Source organism: Streptomyces beihaiensis (assembly GCF_026274175.1).
GTDB classification, from domain to species: Bacteria; Actinomycetota; Actinomycetes; order Streptomycetales; family Streptomycetaceae; genus Streptomyces; species Streptomyces beihaiensis.
This window is the reverse complement of sequence record NZ_JAPHNL010000085.1, coordinates 1-12,695: the sequence shown is the minus strand read 5'-3', so window position 1 is coordinate 12,695 and position 12,695 is coordinate 1. Positions and strand designations below refer to the sequence as shown.

The window sequence follows — 12,695 nt, the reverse complement described above, 5'->3', positions numbered from 1 at the left end:
GTGCGAGCGCGGCCCCGCCCCGGCCTTCACCGCTCGGCCAGCGCCTCCGCCTCGTCCTCGGCCGGAACCATTTCGATGGCGGCCGTGTCGTCGTCGGCGGGTGTCTCCCGCTCGGGGAGCAGCGCGAGCACCGCCTTGCGGTGGGTCTCGCTCGTCGCGTCGTCGTACGGGTCGGGGGTGGCGGGCACCTGGAGGCGGTGCACGGCCCCGGTGCCCAGGCGGGCGTAGCCGCGACCGGGTGGGATCTCGGTGGTGGGGGTCGTCCGCGGCAGGGTGCCCAGCACGTCGCGGAGCTCGTCGGGCGTGGCCGGGCCGAGCACCACGCGCGCGCGGGTGTGCTGGCGCACCGGGTCGATCAGCGCGTCGAGGCTGTCGAACTGCTCGGCCACGACGACCGTGACACCGGCCGCCCTGCCGTGCCGCAGCGGCACCTGGAGCAGCGACTGAGGATCCTTGCGGCCGTCGGCGGCGGCGACATGGCCGAGCGCGCCGGGCCGGTCGAGCAGGATCCACAGCGGGCGCTTGATGTCGTCGGGCGCGGGGTGCCCGGCCTGCCGTGCCCGGTTGGCCGCGATGAGGCGCCGCTCCGTCTCGTGCGCGGCCCATTCGAGGCTGGCCAGGGCGCCCGTGAGGCCGCACTCCACGGCCAGGACGCCGTGCCGACCCACCAGGCACGCGTAGTCGCCGGTGGCGCTGCCCTCGACGACGAGCACGTCGCCGTGGTGCTGCAGGGCCTGCAGGGCGATCGAGCGGACCAGGGAGGTGGTGCCGCTGCCCGGCTGGCCGGCGATCAGGAGGTGGGGCTCGGTGGAGCGGGCCCCGGTGCGCCAGACGACCGGCGGCATGTCGCGCTGTTCGTCGCCGTCGAGGACGGGCAGCGTGCGCTGCACCCCGGTGTCGTCGGTGAAACCGAGCACGGTCTCACCGGGCGCGGTCACGAAGTGCTGGGCGGCGATGCCGGTGGGCAGCGGGTCGAGCACCGACACGGTCAGCCGGTTGCCCTCCTCGTCCCACTGGAAGTGGTATTCGCGGCCCCGGCCCATTTTGGCGTGGAGCAGTTGCTCGATACGCGCGCGCGAGTCGGCGTCGCCGTCGGCGAAGTACGCCGGGTAGCGGATGTCGATCCGGTCGACGCGCCCGTCGCCGTCGAAGTCGAAGGTGGTGAATGCCTTCTCCCACTCGCCGCCGTGCGCGTACAGCGGACTGGGGTCCTCGGGGACGGAGAAGTAGGGGACGAGTGCCTCGTACAGCGACGACAGCCGCTCCAACTGGGCGTCGTCGGGTCCGGTGCGCACCGGCGGCTTGGGGTCGCGTCCCTTCCATCCGGCGGCCGCCATCAGCGTGATGAACGCCAGCAGCGGCCCGTAGGGGATGAACACCACGACCAGGCCGACCGCGGCCACCATGAACAGCATGGGGCCGCGCCGGTCCTTCGGGGTGTCCGCCCACCTGCGCCGCCCGGTGGTCGCGAGGCGGCGCAGTCCACGAGTGATCGTGATGAGCGGATGGAGGACGTCGGTGGCGCCGTCGGCGGCCGTCCGTGCCATTTCCCGGCTCCGGGCGATCGAGGCGCTGCCGTTGCTCAGAATGCGGGGGAGAGGGCGCCTGGCCACGTCGGTCTCCTGAGGGTGTGTGCGGGTGTGCGGGCCGTCAGAACTTGATCCCGCCGAGCAGGCTGGCGAGGCTCTGCCCGCCCGCCTTGATGCTCGGGGCGATCGCCGTGCCCGCCAGATAGAAGCCGAACAGGGCGCAGACCAGCGCGTGCGACGCCTTCAGGCCGTCCTTGCGGAAGAACAGGAAGACGATGATGCCGAGCAGCACGACGCCCGAGATGGACAGGATCATGAGAGTTCTCCTGGTTGATGGGGACAGTCACCATGAGTTCTTCCAGGCTCACAGCATGTATCTATACGACAAAAGGTGCAAATGGGTGGAATTTTGTTTGTTTCACCCAAGTGGAAGGCGGCTGGTCAGTCGCCCCGCGTGCCCCGGGACGGCCGTTCCGTGTGCTTCGGGTCTTCGTGATCTTTGCCGCGGCACCGGCCGCTCATGTGCGCGGGCGGGCAGTACGCTGTCGATTCACTCGTACGGCGGCACGTCGTACCAGCACGGATGCGAAAGGCGGTTCGACCGATGAGCGAAGCCCCCGACCCCGAGGTCGTGGAGCTGGCCGGCAAGATCTTCGACCTCGCGCGCCGCGGCGAGACCGAGGCGCTCACCGGGTACGTGGACGCGGGCGTGCCGGCGAACCTGACGAACGACAGGGGCGACACGCTCGTCATGCTCGCCGCTTACCACGGGCACGCCGACACGGTCCGCGCCCTGGCCGAACGCGGCGCGGACGTCGACCGGCCCAACGACCGGGGCCAGACCCCGCTCGCCGGCGCCGTGTTCAAGGGTGCGGAAGACGTGATCAAGGGCCTGCTCGCCGCCGGAGCCGATCCGGCCGCCGGCACGCCGTCGGCACTCGACACGGCCCGGATGTTCGGCAAGCAGGAGCTGCTGCGGCTTTTCGGGGAATCCTGAACACCGGGTTGACCAGGTATGACGGGGGTGCGGGAAATGTGGTCGCGGTGGACGGAGCCACTGGGTCATCATGACGGCGTGATTTACGGACGCGATGGCGGGGCAGGCGCTGCCCAGGCGCCGCGCGGCCCGTGAACGGCCCGGCTTCGGGCCTTGGACGAGAGGCAGAGAAATGGTCTACAGCAAGCAGGAAACGGCGGGCGTCCCGACGTGTTGTCGCGTGGCCAGGTAAGGCAGGTCCCCGGTTGCGTCGACGCTTGATGTGAGGCTGTTTCCCATGTTCGAACCGGTCATAGCGCCCAGCGGTACGCTGCTCGGCCTGCTCCAGCGAGGCCGCGGCGACGGCACGCTGCACGCGCTGACGGCCCCGCGCCACGAGGCGCTCGCTGCTCTCGACCAGTGTGTGCTGAGCGATCCCCGCCACGACTGGCAGGTGGAGAACCGCTCCCTGTACTACGCCCGTCTCTACCTCGACCTCCACGGGGAGCTCGGGGAGATCGAGCGGCATCTGTTCGCCCCCGAGGACCTCCTCGACACCGACGAGTCCCGCACGGGCCTCGCCCTCGCCGTCCTCGGCCACCTCGCCTCCTACGGGCGGCGGGACGCCCTGGAACTGCTGCGCCGGTACGCGGCGTTCGGCGGGAACTGGGCCTGGGCCCTGGACGAGCTCGCCCTGCGCGACGACGACGCGAGCCTGCGTGCCCTGGCCGAACCCGTGCTCGCGCGGTTCCCGGCCGACGCCGAGGGCTCGGCCGAGCTCGCCGCCGCCGTCCGCGACGCCTTCGAGCCCCGGCCCTGGCGGCTGTGGGCCGACGACCCACGCCCGCATGTGGGGGCGCGCGTGCGTGCCGCCCAGGAAACCGGGGCGTTCGACCGCTGGCAGCGGCAGCTGCGGCCCTCGGGCCCGCGCCCCGGATGGAGCGTGCGTGCGGTCTTCGACTGGGCCGACGAGGGGAGCGAACGCGGCGCCGCGCGTTACGTCCCGGCCGCCCGATGTCTGGCCGCCGTAGCCGGACCCGAGGACCGCCCCGAGATCCTGGCCGCCGCGCGTGCCGGGACGGACGGGGCACGCTGCACCGCACTGCGCCACCTCGCCGACACCCACGATCCGCAGGCGCTCGACCTCGTCGAGGCCGCCGTGGACAGCCCCTCCCGCACCGTCGTCGACGCCGCCGTCGACGTCTTCGAGCGGATGCGCAGCGTCGCCGCCGTGGAACGCGCCCGGCAGTGGGCGGGCAGGCCCGACGCGCTCGGCGCCGCCGCGGCCCGCGTCCTCGCCTGCCGCGGCGGCACCCGCGACCGCGACGCCGTCCTGGCCGCCCTGCGCGACTCCGTCCGGGCCGACGGCCCCGACGGCCCGACTCTGTGGCAGCTCGTCGACGGGGCGGGCCGCCTGGGCATCGCCTGCGCCGCCCCCGTACTGCGCCACATCTACCGAGAGACCGCGTCGTCGCATCTGCGCGGCCATGCCGCGCGGGCCCTCGCCGCCACCGACGCCTCCTTCGCCTCCGGCTTCGCCGTCGAATGCCTGTGGGACTGCGAGGAGTCCACCCGCGAGGTCGCCGCACGCCACGCGGAGACCGGCGACAGCCGTGTCGTCGAACAGCTGCGCCGCCTCGCCGCCGACCCGGCGGAGGAGGCCGAGGTGCAGACCGCCGTCCGCAGCCGGATCGGACCCGACGCGCCGGCCGTGTGACCGACCGATGTACGGGAGGCGGCTGCTCCGCGGGGCGGCCGCCTCCCGGCGTTCGCCCTGGTTGCCCGCCGTTCTCCGGGGCGAGACCCACCCGTCGAACGCTCACGGGACGTTCCACGACCCGAAAGATCCATGTTGACGTGGTCACGTCCGGCGCGGCGACAACACCGGTATGCGTGTCGTCATCGTGACCGAGTCCTTCCCGCCCGACATCAACGGTGTGGCGCACTGCGCCCTGCAGACCGCGCGGCACCTCGCCGCACGCGGCCACGACCCTCTCGTCGTCGCCCCGGCCACCTCCGCCGGTCCCGGGGCCGACGCGGGCGCGCCCTGCCCGGTCGTCCGCGTCCCCTCCCTCCCGCTGCCCGGCTACCCACAGGTCCGCGTCGCCCTGCCCAGCCGCCGCGTGGCGCAGACCGTGGCCGCCCACCGCGCCGACATCGTCCACCTGGCCAGCCCGTTCGTGCTCGGCGTGCGCGGCATGGCGGCCGCGGCCCGGCACGGCGTCCCCGCCGTGGCCGTCTACCAGACCGACCTGGCCGGATACGCCCGTACGTACATGGGGGCGGGCGAAGGCACCGCCTGGCGGCGCATCCGCGGGGTGCACACGGCCGCCGACCGGACCCTCGCCCCCTCCACCGCCGCCCTGCGCGACCTGGAGGCGCACGGCGTCCCCAGGGTGCGGCTGTGGCCGCGCGGCGTCGACACCGTCCGGTTCCGGCCCGAGCGGCGCGACGCCCTGCTGCGCGCCGAACTCGCGCCCCGCGGTGAACTCCTCGTCGGCTACGTGGGGCGGCTCGCGCCCGAGAAGCACGTGGAACTCCTCGCGCGCGTGCAGCGCCTGCCCGGCGTCCGCCTGGTCGTGGTCGGCGACGGGCCCAGCGAGACGTCCCTGCGCGGCACGCTGCCCGACGCCGTGTTCCTCGGCCGCCGCACCGGCGACGAACTCGCCCGGATCTTCGCCTCACTCGACGTCTTCGCGCACACCGGCCCGTACGAGACCTTCTGCCAGACCGTGCAGGAGGCCATGGCCAGTGGAGTGCCGGTGATCGCCCCCGCGGCAGGGGGGCCGCTCGACCTGGTCGCGCACGGCACCACGGGGCTGCTGGTGCCGCCCGGCGACCAGGACACGGTGCACGACGCCGTACGGGCGCTCGCAGCCGATCCCGGGCTGCGCGCCGCCTACGGCGCCGCCGGCCGGGCGGCCGTGGCGGACCGCACCTGGGAAGCCGTCGGCGACCAACTGGTCGAGCACTACACCGAGGTGCTGCGCGCCCGAACGGCGGTGGCGGCATGAGCGGGGCCGACCAGCACAGCGGGCGCACGGCCGGTGGCCCCCGCCGTGGCGTCGACGGGGAGGCGGGCCGGCCACTGCGGATCGTGCGGCTGGCGAACTTCGTCGCCCCGGCGTCCGGCGGCCTGCGCACCGCACTGCGGGAGCTGGGCGCCGGATACCTGGCGGCGGGCCACGAACCGGTGCTCGTCGTGCCGGGGGAGCGGGCCTCGGACGAGCACACCGACCAGGGCCGCGTCATCACGCTGCCGGGAACGCCACTGCCGGGCACCGGCGGCTACCGGGTCCTGTCCCGGCGCCACCACGTCGCACGGCTGCTGGAACAACTGCGCCCCGACCGCATCGAGGTGTCGGACCGTACGACACTGCGCTGGACCGGCGCATGGGCACGGCACGCGCGCGTGCCCGCCGTGATGGTGTCCCACGAGACCGCACACGGCGTCCTGCGCACCTGGGGGGTGCCCGAACGCGCGGCACGCAAGGCCGCCGACGCGCTCAACACCCGTACCGCGCACACCTACGCGCGCGTGGTGTGCACCACCAAGTGGGCCGAGCGCGAGTTCCTCCGCATCGGCGCCCGCAACGTGGTGCGCGCGCCCCTCGGAGTCGACCTCGTCCGCTGCCGCCCGGGACTGCGTGACACCGCCGTCCGCGCACGGCACGCGCGCGAGGACGAGATCCTGCTGCTGATGTGCACCCGCCTGTCCGTGGAGAAACGGCCGGGCACCGGTATCGACGCGATGGAGTCGCTGCGCCGCGCCGGAGTCCCGGCCCGGCTTGTCGTCGCCGGAGACGGTCCGCTGCGCGACCGGCTCGAACAGCGCGCGCGGGAGCGTCGGCTGCCCGTCTCGTTCCTCGGTCACGTCACCGACCGCGACGCCCTGGCGACGCTCCAGGCCACCGCCGACGTGTGCCTCGCTCCCGGGCCCGCGGAGACCTTCGGACTCGCCGCCCTTGAGGCGCTGGCCTGCGGCACCCCGGTCGTCGTCAGCGGCTCGTCCGCGCTGCCGGAGGTGGTCGGAGCCGCGGGCGCCGTCGCCGCTGACGCCCCGGAGGCGTTCGCCGCCGCCGTGCGAGAGGTCCTCGCGCGGCCGGTACGGCGGCGCAGGCAGGCGGCACGCGCGCGTGCCGGGTGCTTCGGATGGGACACCGCGGTGGCCGCGTTCCTGGCCGCGCACGAGGTGCCTGCGCATGACGTGCGTGCGCATGACGCGCGTGCGTACGACCGACGTGCGCATGACGTGCCTGCGCGCGGGGGGCCCGCGCCCCTCGCGCCCGCGACACGCGTGGCGCACACGCCGAACGCCCGGTACACGGCGTGAACGGGCTCCGGTTCGCCGCGCTGGGCGACTCCCTCACCGAGGGCATCGGCGACCCCGCCGAAGGCGGCGGCCTGCGCGGGTGGGCGGCGATCCTGGCCGACTGCCTCGCGCCCGTCGAAGTCCCGGTGGAGTTCCGCAACTTCGCGGCGTCGGGCGCCAGGACCGCGGACGTCCTCAAGGAACAACTGCCCCAGGCGCTCGCCTTCGCCCCGCACCTGGCCTCCGTCGTCGTGGGCGTCAACGACACCCTGCGCCGGAGCTACGACATCCGCGCGGTGGCCGCCCGGCTCGACACCACGTACGAGGCGTTCGCCGCCCGCGGCACCCTGCTGCTCACGGCATGCCTGCCGGACCCCGGGGCGATGCTGGGCCTGCCCGGCGCCCTGGCCCGGCCGCTCGCCCGCCGCCAGCGCGCCGTCAACACGGTGGTGCACGCCCTGTCCGAACGGCACGGCGCCCTCCACCTGCACATGGCCGAGGACGCCTGGGTGGCCGACCGGCGCCTGTGGAGCGCGGACCGTCTGCACCCGGGGGAGCGCGGGCACCGGCTTCTCGCCGCCCGCTTCCACACGCTGCTCACCACCGCGGGGGCCGCCTGCGGCCCGCCGCCCCGAACAGAGCCGGAGCGACCCGGCCCCACGCGCTCCGCGGCACTGTGGTGGCTGGCCACCGCGGGCACCGGCTGGGTGGCGCGCCGCAGCACCGACCTGCTGCCCCAACTGCTCGCGCTCGCCGCGAACGAGGTACGGCACGGCCTGTGCGGCACCGGCGCACGACTCGACCTGCGGGCCTGCGCCGGGGCCGCGGAGGCGCTCTCGTCGCTCTGCGCGCCCCCGCCGCCGCGCCACGACGGAGTCAGGGCCGGGGCGGCCGGGTAACAGCCGCCGGACCGGCGGCGGGACCGGCGGCCGGACCGGTCCGTCGGGCCGCGGCGCCGAGGCCATCTGCGCCGTTTCGACCGTTGTCAGACCCAGCGCATACTCTGTGCTCCGTGACTTCGCCTGCCACCACGGACTCCGCTCCGCCCCAGCTCAACGCGGGGCCGCGCCCCGCACCGGGGCCGGCCGCCGACGAAGGTCTCGCACGCCGTCTTCGCGCGCTGGCCTGCACCGCGCCGCTGCACGACCTCGACGTGCGCAAGGCCAATCTGGCGGGAGAGTACTCCACGTACGGGATGGCGGAGGTCGCGCTCGCCGCGATCGACCTGGTCACACTCAACATGGACTTCGACACCGGCGCCGACCACGAGCAGATCGTCGCCCGCCTCGTACCGCGCATCGCCGCGCAGGCCCCGCGGCGACCGGCCGGCGAGCACGAACGCGTGGCGCGCTGGGTCCTGGAGAACCTGATCAACGTCGGCAGCGTGGACCGCGGATTCCGCGCCGTGTACGGCACGTTCGCGCCGGACGGCTCCTATGTCCGGCGCGACTACGACTTCAAGCTGATCGAGGAGGTCCCGGGCCACGGCGGCAGCGTCTACCTGCGCACGACGGACGAAGCGGTCAACGTACTGGTGGGCGCCCTCGACACCGACGTCACCAGCGCCCAGATCGCCGCCGAGGTCAAGCTCGAGGTCCTCATCAGCCGCGGCCGCCTCGCCGACGCCCAGCTCGCCGCCGAGCAGGCCCGGTACCGGACCGTCCAGTACTCGGAGACGCTGCGCAAGGCGCTGGACGCCACACGGCGCAATGTCCGCGCGGTCGACTGGCTGCGTGCCGTGCCCGACATGATCGCCGAGGCGCTCGACCACGTCGCCGACCGCTACCGGCACGAGAACGCGATCCTGACCAACATCCGCAAGGCGCGCGACGAGTCGGAGGACCCCGAGCAGAAGCGCCGCGCCGCCGAACTCGTCGACATCGTCAAGGACTGCATCCGCCGCCACACCCAACTGCAGTCGCGGCTGCTGGAGGCAGGCCCCCTCTTCCGCGCCGAGCAGGACCGCCAGGCCTTCGCCGCGCCGTCCGCGCGCGCGGGACTCGACCTGTACGGCCAGCTCGTCGCACCGCTGCTCCCGCTGCCCGTCGAGAGCGCGACCCGGGTGACCGACGCGTTCTTCGCACGCGGCACAGGACTGCGCACCCCCGTCTGCGTACGCGTCGCGGACCTGGTCGACATACTGCTCACTCCGCCCGTGGAACGCGATCATCTCGGCGCCGAGATGCCCGAGCCCGACCTCATCGCCACCCCGGACGACAGCCGGTTCAGCGAGGAACAGCTCGCCGCCGCCGCCGAACTGCTCGACCTCCCGGCCGACGCGCCCCGGCGTCTGTCCGGGCTGCTCGCCGACGCCCGGGACCGTGACCCCGAACTTCCCTACCTGGTCGCTCTCCTCGCGGTGCACGCGGCGAGCCCGCCCGTCGGCACCGCCTACCGGCAGGGCGAGGAGAAACTGCTGTTCGCCGTCGACGACGGCACACAGCTCGACGACCCGGAGTTCGGCGGCGCCGACCTGATCGTCGGCACGGCCCTGCTCGACGCGGCGGGCATGGCCGCGGGCCGGACGGAGGTGGCGTAGTGCACGACCGCACCCGTACAGACACGGGCACGCGCACCCTCGTCGGCACGCGCACCGGCGTCGGCACGCACGCACGAACAACCGAGGAGCACCGACCGTGACCGAGCACCCCGAAGAGCACGCCGAGTGGGGTGGGGCCGACCCGTCGGTCCCGGCGACGGCCGCGGCGCCCCTGACCCCGGCGGACGCCGCCGACGCCGCACGGCTGGTGTCCTTCGGACTCCAGCCGAAGCTGCAGCCCTCCCGCGACCAGGAGTACGCCGAACTGCTCCGCCGCTACCGCGAGGACCCGCCGTTCGCGCGGCTCGCCGACGCCGTCGCGACCGGGCTCGGCCTCGTCGTCCTCGAGGTCTCCCCGCGCGCGGGAATGGCCGTGACGGCAGCCGAGGACTCCCTGTTCGCCGTCCGCATGGGCGACTACGCACGGCGTGCGTCGACCGACGCCACGGACCGGTTCCTGCACGGCCTCGCCCACCTCGCCGTCGCCGCGCTCGCCTTCCCGCGCCCCGAGGACCTCGCCGACGACGGCTACATCGGCCGCGTCAGTGTCAACGGGGTGGACGCGTTCGTGCGCCAGGCCTGCCGCAGACTCGAGGAACGCGCCGAGGAACAGGGCGAGAACACCGACCCGGCCACCGACACCCCCGGCCTGGAGGCGGCCTGGCGGATCTGGGCGCGCCGCAGCGCCACCGGGGCCACCAAGGACGCGCGCAGACTCGCCGGTTCGACCACCGGGATCGTCGGCAAGGCCGTGGCCTTCCTCACCGACTCCGGGTTCCTGCAGCGCACCGGCGACGACGGCGGAGGCACCTACCGCACCACGGCCCGCTACCAGTTGCAGGTACGCGACATGGCCGGGAGCGCCGCCATGGCCGAACTCCTCGATCTCGGTGTGGTTCCCGTGTCCGACGGATCGGCGAGCCTCGCGCCGCCGATGGACGAGGACGGCGGCGAACTGGTCGCCGACGCCGGACTGCCGTTCCACTCCTGACCGTCACCGCCGCCGCTGCCCCCTGCCGAAGCCGCCCGCTCAACTTCCGCACCTACCACGAGAGTCCGCCATGTACGAGCTGTCCCGGATTCGCCTCTACTCCATCGGGCCCGCCGGTGCGCGCTACGCCGACACGGTGCTCGACCTGCGTGGCGTCGGCGAGCCCGTGCCCGCCCCCGCGCCCGCCCAGGCGGAGTTCTTCGAGGACGAGCCCGTCGGACCGCCGCGCCGCCCCGCACCCGCGGGCGTGCTCTTCCTGGAGAACGGGGGCGGCAAGTCCGTCCTGCTGAAGCTGATCTTCTCGGTGATGCTGCCGGGCCACCGCAACACGCTCGGCGGCGCCAGCTCCGGCGTGCTGCGCAAGTTCCTGCTGGCCGACGACTGCGGACACGTCGCCCTGGAATGGCAGCACACGCGCACCGGCGAGTGCGTGGTGGTCGGCAAGGTGAGCGAGTGGCGCGGACGCCAGGTCTCCAACGACCCGCGCAAGTTCGCGGAGGCGTGGTACTCGCTGCGTCCCGGCCCCGGCATGAGCCTGGACTCGCTGCCGGTGGCCGAGGCATCCGCCGTGCGCCCGGCCACCGAGGGCGCTTCCGGTGCGCGGGGGCGGCGCCGCACCATGAAGGGCTTCCGGGACGCGCTCACCGAGGCCCACAAGGCATACCCGCACCTGGAAGTGCACTGGGAGGAGATCCACGACCGGTGGAACGAGCACCTGGGGGAGCTGGGCCTCGACCCCGAACTCTTCCGTTACCAGCGGGAGATGAACGCCGACGAGGGCGAGGCCGCCGGCCTCTTCGCCGTCAAGAAGGACTCCGACTTCACGGACCTGCTGCTGCGCGCCGTCACCGACACCAGGGACACCGACGGCCTCGCCGACCTGGTCGGCGGCTTCGGCAACAAACTCGGCCGCCGCGCCGAGATGATCGCCGAGCGGGACTTCACAGCGGGCTCCGTCGACCTGCTCACCCGGATCGTCGAGGCGGCCGACGCACGGGCACGCGCGCGTGACATCCACGCCGCCGCCGAACGCCGCACCCGCACGCTCGCCCGCCGTCTTTCCGCTCGCGCCGCGGTGGAGCGCGGCCGCGCCGCCGAGCTCGCCCGGCAGGTCACCGCCGCCGCCCGCACCGTCGCCGAGGCGGAGACCGCGCGGGAGCGCAGCGCGCTGATCTCCGCCGAGCTGGCCTACCGGCACGCCTCCCTGGCGCTCGCCGGGGCGGAGAAGGCCGCCGCCGCGCAGAAGCGCGAACTGGCCGACGCCCGCACCCTGTACGCCGCCTGGCAGGCCGCCGAGGCCGTCCTGCGCCACCGCGCCGCCGCCGACCGCTCCGCGCGCGTGGCCGACGCCATCCGGGAGGCGGAGCGCGACGCGGCCCCGGCGCTCGCCGCCCGTGCCAAGGCCGCCGCCGAACTCGTCCGCGCCCTGCACAGCGCCGCCGAGAAGGCCGAGCAGCACGCCAACGAGGAGGAGGAGCGCTCCGCCGTCCTCCAGGCGGCGGGCGAACGCGCCCACGCCGACGCGACCACCGCCGCCACCGAGGCACAGCGCGCCCGCAGCGAGCTGGGTCACCTGCGTCAGCGGCTCGACGAGGTCGAGCAGGAGACCGCCGAGGCGGTCCGCGCGGGCTGGATCGACGACAGCTCCCCGGACACCGACCCCGCCCGCGCCGCGCTGGCCGCCAACGACGCGGAGAAGACCGCCGTCGCCGCCTGGGACACCGCCCGCGAGGCCGCACGCCGCGCCACCGAACTGGCCCGCGAGGCCGCCGCCGCGGAATCCCGCGGCGAGCTGACCGCCGCGCGCGCCGCCGACGCCGCGCGCGCCGCGCTCCAGGCCCATCAGGCGGAGGAGCGGGCCGCCGGGGCCCTGGCCGCCGAGGAGCGCCTCGCCGAACTCCTCGGCGTCGTGGCAGCCCGGCCGGCACCGGGGGCGGAGCCGGCCGTCCAGCCGGAGAACGGCGAGGACGAGCCCGCCGACTCCCCGCTGACCACGGATGAACTCGACCGCGCGGCCGACGATCTCAAGACACTCCTCGACGACTCCGTCGCCACCGCGGAGCGCCAGCTCTTCGACCTGCGCACCGCGGCCGCCGACGACGCCCGCATCCTCGGCGCCCTCGGCGACGGCGGACTCCTGCCGCCGGGGCCCGACGTGCTGGCCACCGTCGAGTTCCTCGGCGAACACGGCATCCCGGCCCTGCCCGGCTGGCGCTACCTCGCCCAGGCCGTCGATCCGGCCGACCACGCGCGCGTGCTCGCCGCCCGCCCCGAACTCGTCGACGGTGTCGTCATCACCGACCCCGCCTCCCACGCACGCGCGCGTGAAGTGCTCGCCGGGGCGGCCC

The 12,695-nt window shown here is 74.6% G+C and carries 9 protein-coding genes and 1 pseudogene; 8 read left to right on the top strand and 2 right to left on the bottom strand.

Going from position 1 to position 12,695, the window contains the following annotated elements:
* Nucleotides 1–26: 26 nt before the first annotated feature.
* Both OFY01_RS10095 and OFY01_RS10090 read right to left on the bottom strand, forming a co-directional pair.
* Nucleotides 27–1,613, bottom strand: a complete 1,587-nt coding sequence (locus OFY01_RS10095; RefSeq protein WP_266598447.1) for a hypothetical protein — start codon at nt 1,611–1,613, stop codon at nt 27–29.
* Nucleotides 1,614–1,650: 37 nt separating this feature from the next.
* Nucleotides 1,651–1,845: a hypothetical protein gene (locus tag OFY01_RS10090; RefSeq protein ID WP_266598445.1), complete on the bottom strand. Its 195-nt coding sequence runs from the start codon at nt 1,843–1,845 to the stop codon at nt 1,651–1,653.
* 288 nt (nt 1,846–2,133) lie between these two features.
* On the opposite strand from OFY01_RS10090, the gene OFY01_RS10085 reads away from it, so the two are divergent.
* From OFY01_RS10085 to OFY01_RS10050, 8 genes and pseudogenes are all read left to right on the top strand, one after another.
* A complete protein-coding gene (locus OFY01_RS10085; protein WP_266598443.1) occupies nt 2,134–2,526 on the top strand; it encodes an ankyrin repeat domain-containing protein in 393 nt (130 codons plus the stop codon).
* A 277-nt stretch (nt 2,527–2,803) separates the two neighbouring features.
* Complete coding sequence (locus tag OFY01_RS10080) at nt 2,804–4,222, top strand: HEAT repeat domain-containing protein (RefSeq protein WP_266598441.1); 1,419 nt, start codon at nt 2,804–2,806, stop codon at nt 4,220–4,222.
* Nucleotides 4,223–4,394: 172 nt separating this feature from the next.
* Nucleotides 4,395–5,519 carry a glycosyltransferase family 4 protein gene (locus OFY01_RS10075; RefSeq protein ID WP_266598439.1) on the top strand — a complete coding sequence of 375 codons (1,125 nt, stop codon included), beginning with the start codon at nt 4,395–4,397 and terminating at the stop codon, nt 5,517–5,519.
* Nucleotides 5,516–6,838 carry a glycosyltransferase gene (locus tag OFY01_RS10070; protein WP_266598437.1) on the top strand — a complete coding sequence of 441 codons (1,323 nt, stop codon included), beginning with the start codon at nt 5,516–5,518 and terminating at the stop codon, nt 6,836–6,838. The genes OFY01_RS10075 and OFY01_RS10070 overlap by 4 nt, the downstream gene beginning before the upstream one ends.
* Nucleotides 6,835–7,716, top strand: a complete 882-nt coding sequence (locus OFY01_RS10065) for an SGNH/GDSL hydrolase family protein (protein ID WP_266598435.1) — start codon at nt 6,835–6,837, stop codon at nt 7,714–7,716. Before OFY01_RS10070 ends, OFY01_RS10065 begins: the two co-directional genes overlap by 4 nt.
* Before the next feature lie 113 nt (nt 7,717–7,829).
* On the top strand, nt 7,830–9,356 hold the full coding sequence (locus OFY01_RS10060; protein WP_266598433.1) for a hypothetical protein: 1,527 nt from the start codon (nt 7,830–7,832) through the stop codon (nt 9,354–9,356).
* Nucleotides 9,357–9,453: 97 nt separating this feature from the next.
* Complete coding sequence (locus OFY01_RS10055) at nt 9,454–10,347, top strand: hypothetical protein (RefSeq protein WP_266598431.1); 894 nt, start codon at nt 9,454–9,456, stop codon at nt 10,345–10,347.
* Nucleotides 10,348–10,417: 70 nt separating this feature from the next.
* Nucleotides 10,418–12,695, top strand: a pseudogene (locus OFY01_RS10050) (hypothetical protein); the annotation flags it as partial.